The organism is Bacillus sp. ISL-35 (assembly GCF_018613355.1).
Taxonomy (GTDB): domain Bacteria; phylum Bacillota; class Bacilli; order Bacillales; family Cytobacillaceae; genus Mesobacillus.
On record NZ_JAGGQK010000002.1, the window covers coordinates 70,651 to 84,670 of the forward strand.

15 protein-coding genes and 1 pseudogene are annotated in these 14,020 nt (G+C 43.0%); 9 read left to right on the forward strand and 7 right to left on the reverse strand.

Features of this window, described 5'->3' with window-relative positions; all coding sequences use genetic code 11:
- Window positions 1–13 precede the first annotated feature (13 nt).
- From J7E38_RS03610 to J7E38_RS03620, 3 genes are all read left to right on the forward strand, one after another.
- A complete protein-coding gene (locus tag J7E38_RS03610; protein WP_214709436.1) occupies window positions 14–3,022 on the forward strand; it encodes an ATP-binding protein in 3,009 nt (1,002 codons plus the stop codon).
- Between the two features lie 74 nt (window positions 3,023–3,096).
- A complete protein-coding gene (gene yhaM, locus J7E38_RS03615; RefSeq protein ID WP_214709434.1) occupies window positions 3,097–4,041 on the forward strand; it encodes a 3'-5' exoribonuclease YhaM in 945 nt (314 codons plus the stop codon).
- A 525-nt stretch (window positions 4,042–4,566) separates the two neighbouring features.
- Window positions 4,567–4,749: a sporulation YhaL family protein gene (locus J7E38_RS03620; RefSeq protein WP_144474436.1), complete on the forward strand. Its 183-nt coding sequence runs from the start codon at window positions 4,567–4,569 to the stop codon at window positions 4,747–4,749.
- Window positions 4,750–4,811: 62 nt separating this feature from the next.
- Here the strand turns inward: J7E38_RS03620 and J7E38_RS03625 are convergent, their stop codons facing one another.
- Window positions 4,812–5,693 carry a peptidylprolyl isomerase gene (locus J7E38_RS03625; RefSeq protein ID WP_214705014.1) on the reverse strand — a complete coding sequence of 294 codons (882 nt, stop codon included), beginning with the start codon at window positions 5,691–5,693 and terminating at the stop codon, window positions 4,812–4,814.
- 191 nt (window positions 5,694–5,884) lie between these two features.
- Between J7E38_RS03625 and J7E38_RS03630 the strand changes: the two genes are divergently transcribed.
- The 3 genes and pseudogenes from J7E38_RS03630 (at window position 5,885) to J7E38_RS03640 (ending at window position 6,325) form a co-directional block, all read left to right on the forward strand.
- Entirely contained in the window at window positions 5,885–5,965 is an 81-nt protein-coding gene (locus J7E38_RS03630) for a YjcZ family sporulation protein (RefSeq protein WP_023615406.1), read from the forward strand.
- Between the two features lie 96 nt (window positions 5,966–6,061).
- Window positions 6,062–6,142: pseudogene (locus tag J7E38_RS03635) on the forward strand (YjcZ family sporulation protein); the annotation flags it as partial.
- Between the two features lie 90 nt (window positions 6,143–6,232).
- Window positions 6,233–6,325, forward strand: coding sequence for a YjcZ family sporulation protein (locus J7E38_RS03640; RefSeq protein ID WP_144474438.1), 93 nt, complete (start codon window positions 6,233–6,235; stop codon window positions 6,323–6,325).
- Between the two features lie 268 nt (window positions 6,326–6,593).
- Here the strand turns inward: J7E38_RS03640 and J7E38_RS03645 are convergent, their stop codons facing one another.
- The 3 genes from J7E38_RS03645 to J7E38_RS03655 form a co-directional block, all read right to left on the reverse strand.
- Entirely contained in the window at window positions 6,594–6,782 is a 189-nt protein-coding gene (locus J7E38_RS03645) for a hypothetical protein (RefSeq protein ID WP_214705013.1), read from the reverse strand.
- Between the two features lie 363 nt (window positions 6,783–7,145).
- A complete protein-coding gene (locus J7E38_RS03650) occupies window positions 7,146–7,721 on the reverse strand; it encodes an HTH-type transcriptional regulator Hpr (protein ID WP_215038173.1) in 576 nt (191 codons plus the stop codon).
- Between the two features lie 238 nt (window positions 7,722–7,959).
- Window positions 7,960–8,328 carry a YtxH domain-containing protein gene (locus tag J7E38_RS03655; protein ID WP_214705011.1) on the reverse strand — a complete coding sequence of 123 codons (369 nt, stop codon included), beginning with the start codon at window positions 8,326–8,328 and terminating at the stop codon, window positions 7,960–7,962.
- Window positions 8,329–8,489: 161 nt separating this feature from the next.
- On the opposite strand from J7E38_RS03655, the gene yhzF reads away from it, so the two are divergent.
- A complete protein-coding gene (gene yhzF, locus J7E38_RS24420; RefSeq protein ID WP_483297156.1) occupies window positions 8,490–8,696 on the forward strand; it encodes a membrane protein YhzF in 207 nt (68 codons plus the stop codon).
- Between the two features lie 47 nt (window positions 8,697–8,743).
- On the opposite strand, the gene J7E38_RS03660 is transcribed toward yhzF, so the two are convergent.
- The 3 genes from J7E38_RS03660 to J7E38_RS03670 all read right to left on the reverse strand — a co-directional run bounded on the left by J7E38_RS03660 (window position 8,744) and on the right by J7E38_RS03670 (window position 11,477).
- On the reverse strand, window positions 8,744–9,262 hold the full coding sequence (locus J7E38_RS03660; protein ID WP_214705010.1) for a tryptophan transporter: 519 nt from the start codon (window positions 9,260–9,262) through the stop codon (window positions 8,744–8,746).
- Window positions 9,263–9,386: 124 nt separating this feature from the next.
- Window positions 9,387–10,469 (reverse strand): 3-phosphoserine/phosphohydroxythreonine transaminase, encoded by a 1,083-nt coding sequence (gene serC / locus J7E38_RS03665; RefSeq protein ID WP_215038175.1) that lies wholly within the window; start codon window positions 10,467–10,469, stop codon window positions 9,387–9,389.
- A gap of 588 nt (window positions 10,470–11,057) precedes the next feature.
- Window positions 11,058–11,477 carry an HIT family protein gene (locus tag J7E38_RS03670; RefSeq protein ID WP_214705008.1) on the reverse strand — a complete coding sequence of 140 codons (420 nt, stop codon included), beginning with the start codon at window positions 11,475–11,477 and terminating at the stop codon, window positions 11,058–11,060.
- A 578-nt stretch (window positions 11,478–12,055) separates the two neighbouring features.
- Here J7E38_RS03670 and J7E38_RS03675 point away from each other — a divergent pair.
- Window positions 12,056–12,796, forward strand: a complete 741-nt coding sequence (locus J7E38_RS03675; protein ID WP_214705007.1) for an ABC transporter ATP-binding protein — start codon at window positions 12,056–12,058, stop codon at window positions 12,794–12,796.
- Window positions 12,789–14,000 (forward strand): ABC transporter permease, encoded by a 1,212-nt coding sequence (locus J7E38_RS03680; protein WP_214705006.1) that lies wholly within the window; start codon window positions 12,789–12,791, stop codon window positions 13,998–14,000. The genes J7E38_RS03675 and J7E38_RS03680 overlap by 8 nt, the downstream gene beginning before the upstream one ends.
- Window positions 14,001–14,020: the final 20 nt, after the last annotated feature.

Genomic DNA, 14,020 nt, shown 5'->3' on the forward strand with positions numbered 1-14,020 from the left:
AGGAGGCAATGTGATGAAGCTTATTGAATTGCATATTTACGGGTACGGCAAGCTTGAGGATTATGTGATTAAGTCGTTGGATCAATTTGAGGTTTTTTATGGAGAAAATGAAGCTGGAAAGTCGACGATCATGTCATTCATCCACAGTATCCTGTTCGGTTTCCCGACCAGGCAGAGTTCAGAAATACGCTATGAGCCGAAAAACAACCCTAAATATGGCGGGAAGATTAAAGCCTTTTTTCCTGACAGAGGAGTCGCGGTCATTGAAAGGGTGAAGGGGAAGGCGGCAGGGGATGTAACTGTATCGCTTGAAGATGGAACAATCGGCGGTGAAGAGTTGCTGAAGGATCTGTTGAAAAGAATGGATAAAAGCATTTTCCAGGCGATCTTTTCTTTTAACGTTCATGGACTGCAAAATATCCATGCGCTGAAAGGGGAAGATCTCGGAAGATATTTATTTTCTGCGGGAACGATTGGTACAGATAAACTCTTCAATACAGAAAGCTACCTGCTCAAGGAAATGGAGCAGCGATTCAAACCAGGCGGGAGACGGCCTCTGTTAAACGAAAAAATGAAGGAACTGAAGGAAGTCCAGGCTTCGCTCAAAAATGCCGAGCAGCAAAATGATCAGTATTCAAAATTGGTGGAAGAAAAAGGGGATATGGAGAATGAAATTGCCTGGCTCGAAGGCGAAATCGGCCGGCTTGAGCAAATAGGAGTGAAGCTGCGTGAATACAAGCGAAACGAAAAGCTTGTCATTGAAGCAGCTGCATTACAGAGAAAAATCCAGGCTCTAGATCAATCATTTTTTCCGGAAGACGGACTTGCCCGACTTGAGAGATTGGACGAGCAGCTTAAGCAAATTCAGGCAAGAATACTGACACTGAAAGAGAAGCAGCAACATGATCAGGGCGATTTGGATAAAAACAAGCCGGACAAAGAACTGCTTGGCATGGAAACAGAAATCGAAGCCCGGATCGAGAATCTTCCATTATATGATCAGCTTAAACAGGAAAAAAGACTGTTAGAATCAAAATTTGAAGAAATAAATGAAGAGATCAGCATGATTAATGACCAGCTCCATGCAGATTTCGACGAAGAAAATATCCAGGAAATCAACACCAGCATTTTTACGAAGGATGAAGCAGAAAAACTGCAACAGGCACAGCAAAGATCAAGTGATAAGAAACTGCAGCTGGAAGAAGACTTTGAAGAGGAAAAACGCGCACTCGCTGAACTGGAAGAACATGCTGATTCTGTAAAAAGACAATGGCTTGATGAAGATAGACGTAAACAGCTGATGAAAGAATTGGACCAGCTTGAAAATAGAGAGAGAATCCAGGCCGAATGGCAGCATGTCTCAGACCAGATTGAAGAGGTCAAAGCCAGGGAGGCAACGGAGAAAACAAGGAATAAAAAGCTACAAAAGAAAGCACGTCAGCAATCGCTTCTTCTCGGAGGGATTTTCCTCATTGTTTTAATATGGGGTGCTGCTAATGGAACTTGGCTTTTAGCTGGTGTAGGGCTCGCAGGATTGATTTTTCTGGCGGTTGGGCTGCTCAAGTCAGCAGATGATACAGATGCAGGCCATTCTGCGGATGCGGTGATCCTGTCAAAGCTGATTGAGCGGGAAAGGTCCTTGAAAGAAATATTGAACATCCAGCCGGGAGGCAATCTATTTTCCATTAAGAGCCTGTTGACGAAGGATGAAGAAGCACGGCTTCTCCACCGTGAGCTGCAAGTCAAAATTGGGCAGCAACAGCAGCGGTTTGAGAAGGTTGTCCAGCAATTTGAAGTGTGGGAAGCAGATAACGTCTCTTTGAAGCAGAAAAAGGGCCAATTATTGAAGCAATTGGGACTGGCGCAGATTGATGGGCCCATAAAGTTATTGGATGCTTATCATTTACTGGAAAAGCAAAAACAATACTACCGTGATCGAAAGCGAACCACAGAAAGCTTGAAGAAAGTTACCGGATCATTGAAGGATATGGAAGACAGCCTCAAAATGCTTGCCGGGCGTTTTCTGCAAAATGGCAATCTTCCCCCGGTGGAAGCAGCAGGCTTTTTGAAGCGGGCTTTGCGTGAAGCAATGGAGCAGCAGACAAAACAGCGTGAATTGGAAGCCAAACTGAATGAGCTTGGCGAAGAGCTCGCTGCACTTCTAAAGGAAGAACTGGTCCTCAGGGAAGAGAAGGCAGGATTATTGGCTCAGGCTGATACGGATCTTGAAGAAGTATTCAGGTTGAAAGCGAAAAATGCTGAACTGCTGAAGGGCTGGGCAGCAAGGCTGGAGGATATCGATCATCAATTAATTGCTTCTGGCATAAGTGAAGAGGACAGGGAGAGAATCCTGACAGGCATTTCGCTGGAGGAACAAATAGAGGAGAATACCGCGAAGCTGGAAGCGTGCAAGCGGGATTTGACACAGCAGTTTGATTCCATTGCGGATGTGAAGCATAAAATGAAGATAATCGAAGATGGAGGCATTTATAGCGAACTGCTCCATAAATATCGGCAGCTGCAGCATGAATTTGCCGAAGATGCAAAGGAATGGGGAAAGTATGCTGTCGCAAGGGACTTGCTCTCGAAGACAATCGGGCGGTATAAAGAAGACCGGATGCCGAGGATGCTTGCCAAGGCAGAAAGGTTCCTGTCTGTACTGACAGATGGCTTCTATGGGAAAATCATACCCCAGCCTTCTGGCAGCGGTTTTCTGATAGAAAGAAAGGACCATGTATTATTTGAAGCGAATGAGCTAAGCCAGGCAACGGCAGAACAAGTATATGTATCGATCAGGCTGGCGCTTGCCGCTGTCCATCATGACCGGTATCCTTTCCCGATCATCATTGATGACAGCTTTGTCAATTTTGATCATAATAGGACAGGCCGCGTGATTCAGCTGCTGAGGGAAATGAGCGGTCAAAACCAGATTTTGATTTTTACTTGCCATCGCCATCTGCTGGATTATTTTTCAGATAATGAAATTGTGCATATGGGAGAAACAAGCAAAAATCCAGTTTGAAATAGCAGGATTTGAGAATCAGAACAATAGATTCTGTATGTTATACTGTTGCAGAGAGGAGAGGTCGGTTAACGATGAATAAAGGAATTTTGAATCACGAAACAGGGGATCAGGTTGAGTTGTTTTTACTGGTCAAACACTCGTCCAAAGGGATTGCCAGCAATGGAAAACCATTTTTGACACTTATCCTCCAGGACCAGAGCGGGGACATCGAAGCGAAGCTATGGGATGTTTCTCCGGAAGATGAAACGATGTATGCTGCGGAGAGCATTGTAAAGGTACAGGGGGACATCCAGAACTATCGGGGGCGCAATCAGCTGAAGATCAGGCAAATTCGTCCCGCTTCCGAAGCTGACTCTGTAAAACTTTCCGATTTCCTTGAAACGGCTCCTGTCAGCCAAGACGAAATGAGCAGCAAGCTTACGCAATATATTTTCGAAATGAAAAATCCAAATATCCAGAGAATCACCAGACATTTATTGAAAAAGAACATGAACGCATTCATGGAGTATCCTGCAGCGACTAAGAATCATCATGAATTCGTATCAGGTCTTGCCTACCATGTGACCTCGATGCTGGACCTTGCAAAGTCTATCTCAACACTCTACCCAAGTCTTGATAAAGACCTTTTGTACGCCGGAGTCATCCTTCATGACCTCGGAAAAGTCATAGAGCTTTCCGGACCTATTTCAACAACATACACAGTAGAAGGCAATCTGCTCGGACATATATCGATCATGGTCAACGAAATTGGCAAGGCAGCGGATGAATTGGGGATTTCAGGTGAAGAAGTAATGATCCTTCAACATATGGTCCTCAGTCATCACGGCAAAGCAGAGTGGGGCAGTCCAAAACCTCCGATGATCAAAGAGGCAGAAATCCTGCATTATATCGATAATCTTGATGCGAAAATGAACATGCTCGACCGGGCGCTTTCAAGGGTGAAACCAGGCGAGTTCTCTGAAAGAGTATTCGCACTGGACAATCGTTCCTTCTATAAGCCTGTATTCCATAAGTAAAATACTAAAACCCCTGCCAAACCGTGCAGGGGTTTCTTGCGGTTTTATTTTAGCTCTGTTAAACAAGGCTGTTGATTTTCGTTTCAGGCGCTTCGCTTTCCGCGGGAAGAATAATGAAAAAGCCCAACTGCCGGCTTTTTCAAAAGGCAATTCTTCCTGGCTGGCGCTGAGCCTCCTCGTCGCTTCGCTCCTGCGGGGTCTCACCTGACCAGCTGCGCCCGCAGGACATCGATTTGGCTTCCTTGAACCTGCCCACGCACGAAGGAAATGCGTTAGCATTTTCGAGGAGTCTACGCGCCTTCCACTACAATCAACAGGAGTAAAAACAAAATTTGGCTTTAACAGAGCCTTTCATTTACAAGTGATATGAGTAAAACAGATAATTTAAACGATTAAATACTCTTCAAAAGTATTCCACAGCTAAACGTCCTTAATTTTTACTGCAAAGTCATATTCTTAATTAAAGTCACATATCTTTTCTGTAAGAGTTCAATTTGGACAACCTTTAAATGGAGGGTATGAAGAATGTCAATTCCAATCTGGGTAATAGCAGTCGCAGCAGGAATCGTATTCAGCGCGTTCATGGCGGTCAAAACAGGAAAAGAAGAAAGAGAACAAGAAATGGAAAGCATTGAACGAGAGGGCGAGCTTTATATGAAACGGCTCGAACGGGAAAAAGAACGACGTGAAAATTCGGCAGAAGCATAATAAAAAGCACTGGCTCCAGAATTTCGGAGCCAGTGCTTTCTTTATGAAATCAGCCTGTCCAATTATGGCTGTGTTGGTACTTCTGCTTCAGGGAACTCTGCAGCGCCTTTAAGGTCTTTATCCTTAATTTTAACTTTAGCTGCGTCAAGCTCACGCTTCAGTACTTCCTGGATTTTATTAGAGTCAAGCTGGGCTAGCTTTAAGTCATACTCTAATTTATCCTTCATTTTATCGTATGATTCTTTTTCTTTCTTCTCTGTTACCTTGATGATGTGGAAGCCATGCTGTGACTTGACAGGTCCGCTGATTTCATTCACGTCAAGGGCATAGGCAGCCTCTTCGAACTCAGGAACCATTTTGCCAGGTCCAAAGAATCCAAGGTCTCCGCCATTCGCAGCTGAACCAGGGTCTTTAGAATATTCCTTTGCCAGGTCCTCGAACTTCGCGCCTTCATCGAGCTTTTTCTTGACTTCCTTGGCAGTTGCTTCATCTTCTACAAGGATGTGGCTGGCCTTGATTTCAGGCTTGTACTCCTCATAGCGTTTCTTAACCTCAGCTTCACTGACCTTTACATCTTTAAGGGCAGCTTTTTCCATAAGAAGCTGATCTTTAAGGACTGCTTTTAACTCTTCTTCATCCTTAAGCTGGTTCTGCTGTAGAACTAGCTCAAAGTTATCTCCTAACTCATCTTTAAGCTCGGCCACTTTTTGTTCAACTTCTTTGTCCGTTACCTCATAGTTCTCTGAAAGAACTTTTTGGTAAAGCATTTCCTGGAGCGCCTGCTCCCCGTATTTTTCCTTCATTGATTGATAAAGTTCTTCTTTTGTGATATTGCCTGCTTTCGACTCCACGATTACTTCAGAAGAATCCGCATTATTATTACTGCATGCGGCTAATCCCATAACTCCGGCTGCAACCGTGAGGGAAATGATCATTTTTTTCATGGTGAACAACTCCTAAACAGAAAATTCGAGTGGCCGTTTTTTATCCACAAAGTCTACTATACCATATTTTAAATTTTCTACAAAAAATAAATACTGGATATTTTTTACTATTTCGGGTGATGGGCGGATATCTATACCGATTGTTCACTTGTGCATAGGATGTAGAGAAGAGAGAAAGGAGGTATTTGAATATGGGCCACTATAATTCAGGATTTGCTTTGATAGTTGTCTTGTTCATTTTGCTGATTGTTGTGGGTGCAGCTTATCTATAAACAACAAAATGCATGGAAAGCAGGATAACTGCCTATGCGTAAATGAACTTGCTTGAATAAGATATCATAACCACTTTGGAAGGAGGTGTTAATATGGGTGCAGGATACGGCGGCGGCTTTGCGTTAATTGTCGTGTTATTCATTCTGTTAATCATCGTGGGTGCAGCTTGGCTTTAATTTCTGAGTAGAGTATGGGGGTCACTTGCCCCCCATATTTCTGACAAATGTTATTAAGGCAAGTTCTTAAAGCAGAAAGGAGGAACCTCAATGTCTGGAGGAGGCTTTGGATACGGCGGCGGCTTTGCATTGCTCGTTGTCTTGTTCATTCTGTTAATCATCATCGGTGCATCTTGGCTGTAAGATCCGATGGGGGCGATGCTTTCTGCATGCCTTGATCATTTAAAAAGCTCTTTTATGGAGACCGAAAATAAAAAGCGGTGAGGAATCTCCTCACCGCTTAGTTTATGTTAATAGTATTTTATGATTTCAACTTCGAGAAATGTCTAGCTCCAGCGCCTAGCCCCTCGAGACGCTTCGGTCCTGCCAATGAAGTCAAAGAACGACTTCACTGTCATGCCCTCCAGCGCTTGTCGGGGCTGACCAAGGCGCTTACGCTTTTCGTATGTAGTCACGTATACAGAATTTCAACGAAAGATGAAATCAGCAAAATTGTAACTAGGATATTGATCGTCCTGAAAATTTTAGCATGTTTGTCTTCCGGGATTTCCTTCTGGATGCAGAGGGAGTCTGTTAGCTTATTTATATAGAAAAGGATGAAGGCTGCGAAAAGGACAAACACGAATAAAATGGAGATCATCGAAGAATCCCTCCTTATCAATCTTTTTATCTTAAATACAATAACAAATATTTAAGGAAAAAGATAGTTTTTTATAAAGCAAATGATTGTAAGTTGATGGAGGGGAAAGCATGTAATTTTCGAAATCCTTTTCGAAGAAACTGCTTCGGTACCAAAAAACATTTAGGTTGAATTTTTTGAAATGTGAGATAATGAGCAATCAATCTGAAGAACAAAAAGCGGAAGGGTTATTTTACAACCGCTTTATAAGATGTTGTCAGCTGGAAGCGCAGCCATTCTTCAGCCAGAGGAAGTGAACAAAGCTAGTGGGTCTTGGAAGTAATCCCTTCCTCTATTTACGGAGTTAAACTGTGTTTGTCTATCTTACGCATACTCCTTCTCGGCTGGATCGATCTTTTTGAGCGTACCGTCTTCGTCAGTAAACTTTCTGTCGATATTCGAAAATGATTTCTCGAATATTTCCATGAAATCATCGCCATAAATATTTCTGACAATCGCCATGATTTCAATAATGTCAGGGAACTTTCCATAGAGTTCCTTTAATGGCATAGCACCTGAAAAAACAGCATTATTATTAGGTTCGTAGCTTTCCATCAAAGCGAGCAATACGCCTTCGCCTTCTTCGGTTAACTGGATATACGTATTCCTTTTGTCGCTTTCCTTCTTGGAAAACTTTAAATAGCCGCGTTCTTCAAGCTTCTTGGAAAAGTTGAAAGCAGTGGATACATGCATCACGCCAAATTTGGCTACATCAGAAATCGAAGCACCATTCAAGTGATAAGCAATCCATAAAATATGATGCTCATTGATATTCAGGTCGAATGGCTTGATCCATTGCTGCCAATCCTTTTCGACAGACTTCCAAAGGGCTTTACTTAACTGGGCAACTCTCTGGCTAAACATCATTGCTTCCTTCATAGTATAATTCTTATCTCCCATTCTCATATTCACCTACTTTATTGTTTCTATTTTCATTATGCCAATAAAACAAAAATTAATAAAGATATAAATTTACTAAATTTTTAGAATTTGTTATTTTCCCACTGATGTCTGGCGAAATTATGAAAATATTTTAAGGGCATAATAAAATTGCCATTTGCATAATATATTTTTTCTTCAAAAAATAGGAAAATCCTTCCCATCGAAAAAATTTAGTTGGTGGGAAGGATTTCTCCTTTTATTTTTCTTCTGAGTTGGCAGCCAATTCGGATTCGAGATCTGAAATGGATTCTTCAAGCTCTTTGATATCTTCCTGAAGGGCCATTTTATTTTCCTCTGTTTCAAGTTTCCATTCCCAAAGAGCGGTTTTTACATCGGTGACAAAAGTTTGGATGGAAGCCTTCCCTTCTTTGGAAGCAGTGGCCACCGTATTTTTTAATTCCACCACGGATTCCTTAATATCCTTAAGAGACCCGATATACTCATCCTTATTCGCCTTAAGCGTCCTCCTGGTTTCATAACCAGACTTTGGCGCTGCGAGCAGCGTTGCGATTCCAGCTGCCACTCCTCCAACAACCATTCCCATTAAAACCGATTTTGCTTTCATGATTTGACCACCTCGTCACTTTTCTGTATATGTTCTGCAAAAGGATTCAAATTCCTCTATTCCTTTTATATTTAATTTCCTATTCTCGGGCAAATAAACGTTTTATGCTTCATAGGCTTAAATTAACAGGCATAAAGATAAATAAGGCTCATGTACTGAGGATGGAGAGGAGGGGAGCGGGGATTTTTATTAGTATTGTATTTTTTGTCAGTATTGCTTTCTTTTTGGGGGCAGTCCATAATCTCCTTGCGTTGAAGAAACCAGGCATGTATCCTCCGAAGATGCTTCTGCGAAAAAGGGCTGGCATGTTTGCAGGCGGGGGAGCCATTTTCCTATTGCTCGGGATTATCTTTTATTCATTCCAGTAATGTAAAAAAGCCCCTGTCCTTAGCTTAAGGACAGGGGCTCTATTAATTTAATTGACTTCTGCAAGTTTTGCTCGTTTGAAAATATTGGTTGCCACTGGATAAAGAATGGCCATGAAGACTGTGTTAAAGGCAGCTGCAGGAAGAACGACTCCCGCGAAAAGAGCGATGAACGGTCCAGGAAGACCCACTAGGAAGTAAGCTGATCCAAGGAAAACAATCCCGGATACAATGGTTCCGATTGCCGTCAGGCCAGCTGCGATATAAACTGATGACTTGAATTTTTTAAACGCCAGCAGGAGTGCCAAAAAGACAAATGCCGTTACAGGCTTGTCGATGATATTTGGAATTAATCCGCCAGGGAATGTTGTAGTCAATCCAGAAATCAAACCAGTTACAGCTCCAACCAAAAATACACTTTTCTTGTCAGGAAACATAAGGACCCCAAGGAACATCATGGTCAGCATCATATCTGGCTTCATTCCAAGGATAAATCCGGGTACAACAGTGTGCAGCACTGCACCCATCCCGACTAATAGTGACAAGGCTACAAGGTTCTTCGTATTCAATTCTCATCTCTCCTCTGCTATTCTAGCTAACTATTGCTCCTCCTGCAGTGCTCTCAATGCCTGCAGCGAAAAGCTTGCTATTATTATAACATAAATTTTGGGTGAGTAAAGGGATAATATTCTGTTAATTTCTTAGCCTGAAATCATTCATGAATTTCACAAGTTTCTCTACATGCTCGAGCGGAACGGCATTGTATATGGATGCTCTGCAGCCTCCGACAGATCGGTGGCCGGCCAAACCAATAAAGCCTGATTCCTCTGCCTCATGCAGGAAGGAGGCCGTCAACTCTTCGCTTTCCAGCGTGAAGGTGATATTCATCAGTGAGCGGCTCTCTTTTTCAGCATGCCCCTTATAGAATCCATTACTGCTGTCGATAGCTTCGTAAAGCATTGCAGCCTTCTGCTTGTTCTGCCCTTCAAGCTGTTTTACCCCGCCAATGGATTCAGCCCATTCGAGGACTAGCATCAGGAAATAAACGGACAGTGTAGGCGGAGTATTATAAAGCGACTTGGAGTCAGCCTGCACCTTATAATTGAGCATTGCAGGCAAATTTGGTCTTGAACGTTTGAGCAAGTCCTTATGGATGATTACCACGGTGACACCTGATGGGCCCAGGTTTTTCTGTGCACCAGCATAGATAAGTCCGTAGGAAGATACATCGACAGGACGGCTTAAAATATCACTCGACATGTCCGCAACAAGCGGAACGTTAACTTTTTCAGGCAGGTTATGCCACTGGGTTCCAAAAATTGTGTTGTTCGTCGTGATGTGGAGATAGGAAGAGTCAGGCTTTACCTTGATTTCTGAGAAGCTGGGGATTGATTTATAGTTAGAAGATTTTGATGAAGCAATTGCCGCCGCACTCCCGATTTTTTGCGCTTCCTTCAGGGCTTTTTCAGACCAGGTGCCTGTCATGACATAGCCAGCAGTCGCTCCTTCTTCAAGAAGATTCATCGGTACCATGGTGAATTGAAGACTTGCACCCCCCTGGAGGAAAAGCACTTCGTAATCATCCGGAATGTGGAGGAGATTACGAAGCAATGATTTTGTCCTGTCATTGATTGCTTCGAATTGCTTGCTTCGGTGGCTGAGTTCCATGACTCCCATCCCGCTGCCCTGGTAATTCATCATTTCTTTTTCGGCCCTCGCCAGCACAGCCTCAGGCAAGGCTGCCGGACCGGCATTAAAATTCAGTGCACGTTTCAAGATCATCCCTCCGGAAAAAATAATCACAGTGTTTCGTTAATGCATTAAAGTTATTATCATGCTAACAGAAAAAGAAGGGAATTTCTAATATTTTCAGAAAAGTTTAAATAAATTTCAAGCATTACATGTGACGAAAGGAGCAAGATAGCTGTATTGACAGGTTCCCTATTGCTTTCTAGAGAAGGTCTATCGGACAAAAACTTTGGAAGAGTGGCAAAAAGTGTCCGATAGGAAGGCTCTAACGGACAAACATGAGGGGAAAACGGCAAAAAGTGTCCGATAGGAAGGCTCTATCGGACAAACGCGAGGGGAAAACGGCAAAAAGTGTCCGATAGGAAGGCTCTAACGGACAAACATGAGGGGAAAAAGGCAAAAAGTGTCCGATAGGAAGGCTTTAACGGACAAACACGAGGGGAAAACGGGAAAAAGTGTCCGATAGGAAGGCTTTAACGGACAAACACGAGGGGGAAACGGCAAAAAGTGTCCGATAGGAAAGCTCTAACGGACAAACAAAAAGTGGGTAGCCAGAAAATTGTCCGATATAAAAGTTGTTTCTAGCCAAAAAAAAACTCCCGCAAGTGCGGAAGTCTAGATTTTACTGTTGATCTCGGCAGCGATTTTCTGGTAGTCATCGGCAGTGTACTGATCCTGGTGTGTTTTCCAGACAGCCCCGAAACCGTCTCCATTGCCGTAGCGTGGAATCAGATGCATATGGAAGTGGAAAACAGACTGGCCGGCTGCTTCGCCGTTGTTCTGGAGCACATTCAGTCCGATTGGGTCATAGGCAGCCTTAATGGCATTTGCTACTTTTGGCACAACTTTAAAGACATTGGCGGCAATTTCATCTGTTAACTCATACACATTTTCCTTATGTACCTTAGGAATGATAAGCGTATGCCCCTTCGTTACCTGGCTGATATCAAGGAAGGCAAACACATTGTCATCCTCGTATACCTTTGCTGAGGGAATGTCGCCATTGATGATTTTGCAAAAAATACAATCACTCATATATTCCACCCTTTCCATTAAACATGTTTCTGGTATTTTATCATAATTTGCCAATAAATATAAAGAAAGAAAGGACAGGATCCGCATGGAATCCTGTCCCTGAAGGGGGAACTGAATACTGTTTATTGACGTTCTTAAGCAGGTTTACCTTTGATAAACACCTCATTTTCAATTCATTTGAATTAAAAGAATGATGGGTTATTCAGTACCTGGTTCAATCGGACCATCCCCTGTCTGCTTTAGTCGGTTTCACAACTTATAAAGCGGGAAGTGATCTGCGACACACACCTCATTTCAAAATGTGGAGTGATGTTAATGAACGGCTGGGTTAACATTTACGTAGCGCAATGCAACCATCCCCTTTTTTGAACGTGTAAATCAGTGTGCTTATAAATCGAATAATATGTCTTTAACAGACACCTCATTTCGAATTATTGCTTGTTCCCCTTCAAAAATTATGATGCCCCGACTGGCAGTTTATATGCAAAAAAGTTTGCCTCTTAGTTTGAAACTTTTCCTAAATGAGATGCATTTGTTAAAATAACGGTACACGACTATGAACTGGAAGGGCGTTGCACATGTCTTTATTGGAAATAAACCAGGTTACCGGCGGATACACGAGGAATCCTGTACTGAAAAATGTTAGCTTCACAGTCAATAATAATGAAATCGTTGGATTGATTGGCCTGAACGGCGCTGGAAAAAGTACGACGATCAAGCATGTGATTGGATTGATGGAACCTCACCAGGGTGATATCAAAATCAATGGAAAGACATTCATTGAAGGGAAGGAAGAGTACAGGAAGCAATTCACCTTTGTCCCTGAAACGCCCATCCTATATGATGAATTGACGCTGGAGGAGCACCTCCGCTTGACTGCGATGGCCTATGGCCTTAAGGAACAAGAATATGAACAGCGCATTGATGCTTTGTTAAAAGAATTCAGGATGAGCAAAAGGCTGAAATGGTTCCCGGCCCATTTTTCTAAAGGAATGAAGCAAAAGGTGATGATCATGTGCGCATTCCTTGTACAGCCATCACTATATATCGTCGATGAGCCATTTGTCGGTCTCGATCCTCTCGGGATTCAATCCTTGCTTGATTTGATGGACAAGATGAAGCAGAATGGCGCAGGCATACTAATGTCGACACATATCCTGGCTACGGCTGAACGGTATTGCGATCGTTTTGTGATTCTCCATAATGGTGAGGTACGGGCACAGGGGACTCTTGAGGAGTTGCGGGACCAGTTCAATATGCCCGGCGCTACCCTTGATGACCTGTATATCCAACTGACAAAGGAAGAAGACTATGTTTAATCCGCAAGACTTATGGAAGGAGCGCTTCGGTACTTTTGCGAAGGAAACCGGGAGCTACCTCCGTTATATCTTTAATGGCCATTTAATGATTGTTGTCCTGTTTTTATTGGGAACAGCGGCGTTCTACTATCAAGATTGGATAAAAACACTGCAGCCCGATTTCCCGGCTGCGTGGATCATTGCGATTATTCTCGCAGCTGTCCTTACATATAGCCCTGTCCAGACATTCCTGACCGAAGCGGATAAAATCTTTCTTTTGCCGCTCGAAACGAAGCTGGCTGATTATTTCAGGAAATCGGCCATTTTCAGCCTTAGCCTGCAGTCTTATCTTTTGCTAATGGTGCTTGCGGTTTTAATGCCTCTTCACGTAAAAATCCATGGTGCAGACTTCAAATCGTTCTTTATTCTGCTGATCGCCATGATCCTGATAAAACTGGTCAACCTATTGATTCGCTGGCATGTCCAGCATTATATTGAGTCAAGTGTGAAATGGACGGACAGCATCATTCGTTTCTTTATCAATGCGGTGCTGATTTATTTCATCTTCTCTGGTGCTCAGTTGCTTTTTGCAGCAGTTCCGGCGCTGATTTTAGTTTTCCTTTATATGTACTATAAAAAACAGACTGCGGAAAAGGGACTGAAATGGGAGCAATTGATTGAGGATGAAGAGCGGCGGATGAATGCATTTTACCGTGTCGCCAATATGTTCACGGATGTTCCAAAGCTTCGTGACCGGACCAGAAGGCGGAAATGGCTTGACTGGCTGGTCAATAGAATTCCCTACCGACAGGATCTTGCATTCAGCCACCTTTATATAAGGACATTCGCAAGAGCTGGTGATTATTTCGGCTTGCTCGTCCGCCTTACCGCAATTGGCGGAGCTGCGCTTTATTTTCTCACATACGGACCAGGCCAAATTTTATTTGCCCTGCTTTTCATGTACTTGACGGGTTTTCAGCTCTTGCCGTTATGGAATCATCACCAAAATAAACTTTGGGTCAGTCTTTATCCTTTATCGGAAAAGTCGAGGAAGAAATCCTTTACGAGCTTGCTGCTAGGCATATTGATTTTTCAGGCGGCTGTTTTTACAGCAATTGTCCTGATTAAAGGAGATCTCGTATTTGGCACCATCATTTTTGCTGCAGGCGTCGCCTTTGCATGGTTCTTTGTCTATTTTTACAGCCTCAATAAACTAAAATCATGATCATAAATCCTTTTCATAAT

Coding starts and splice junctions, on each gene's coding strand:
- J7E38_RS03610 (WP_214709436.1), top strand. CDS start 14: ATGAAGCTTATTGAATTGCATATTTACGGGTACGGCAAGCTTGAGGAT.
- yhaM (WP_214709434.1), top strand. CDS start 3,097: ATGAATAAAGGAATTTTGAATCACGAAACAGGGGATCAGGTTGAGTTG.
- J7E38_RS03620 (WP_144474436.1), top strand. CDS start 4,567: ATGTCAATTCCAATCTGGGTAATAGCAGTCGCAGCAGGAATCGTATTC.
- J7E38_RS03625 (WP_214705014.1), bottom strand. CDS start 5,693: ATGAAAAAAATGATCATTTCCCTCACGGTTGCAGCCGGAGTTATGGGA.
- J7E38_RS03630 (WP_023615406.1), top strand. CDS start 5,885: ATGGGCCACTATAATTCAGGATTTGCTTTGATAGTTGTCTTGTTCATT.
- J7E38_RS03640 (WP_144474438.1), top strand. CDS start 6,233: ATGTCTGGAGGAGGCTTTGGATACGGCGGCGGCTTTGCATTGCTCGTT.
- J7E38_RS03645 (WP_214705013.1), bottom strand. CDS start 6,782: ATGATCTCCATTTTATTCGTGTTTGTCCTTTTCGCAGCCTTCATCCTT.
- J7E38_RS03650 (WP_215038173.1), bottom strand. CDS start 7,721: ATGGGAGATAAGAATTATACTATGAAGGAAGCAATGATGTTTAGCCAG.
- J7E38_RS03655 (WP_214705011.1), bottom strand. CDS start 8,328: ATGAAAGCAAAATCGGTTTTAATGGGAATGGTTGTTGGAGGAGTGGCA.
- yhzF (WP_483297156.1), top strand. CDS start 8,490: ATGGAGAGGAGGGGAGCGGGGATTTTTATTAGTATTGTATTTTTTGTC.
- J7E38_RS03670 (WP_214705008.1), bottom strand. CDS start 11,477: ATGAGTGATTGTATTTTTTGCAAAATCATCAATGGCGACATTCCCTCA.
- J7E38_RS03675 (WP_214705007.1), top strand. CDS start 12,056: ATGTCTTTATTGGAAATAAACCAGGTTACCGGCGGATACACGAGGAAT.
- J7E38_RS03680 (WP_214705006.1), top strand. CDS start 12,789: ATGTTTAATCCGCAAGACTTATGGAAGGAGCGCTTCGGTACTTTTGCG.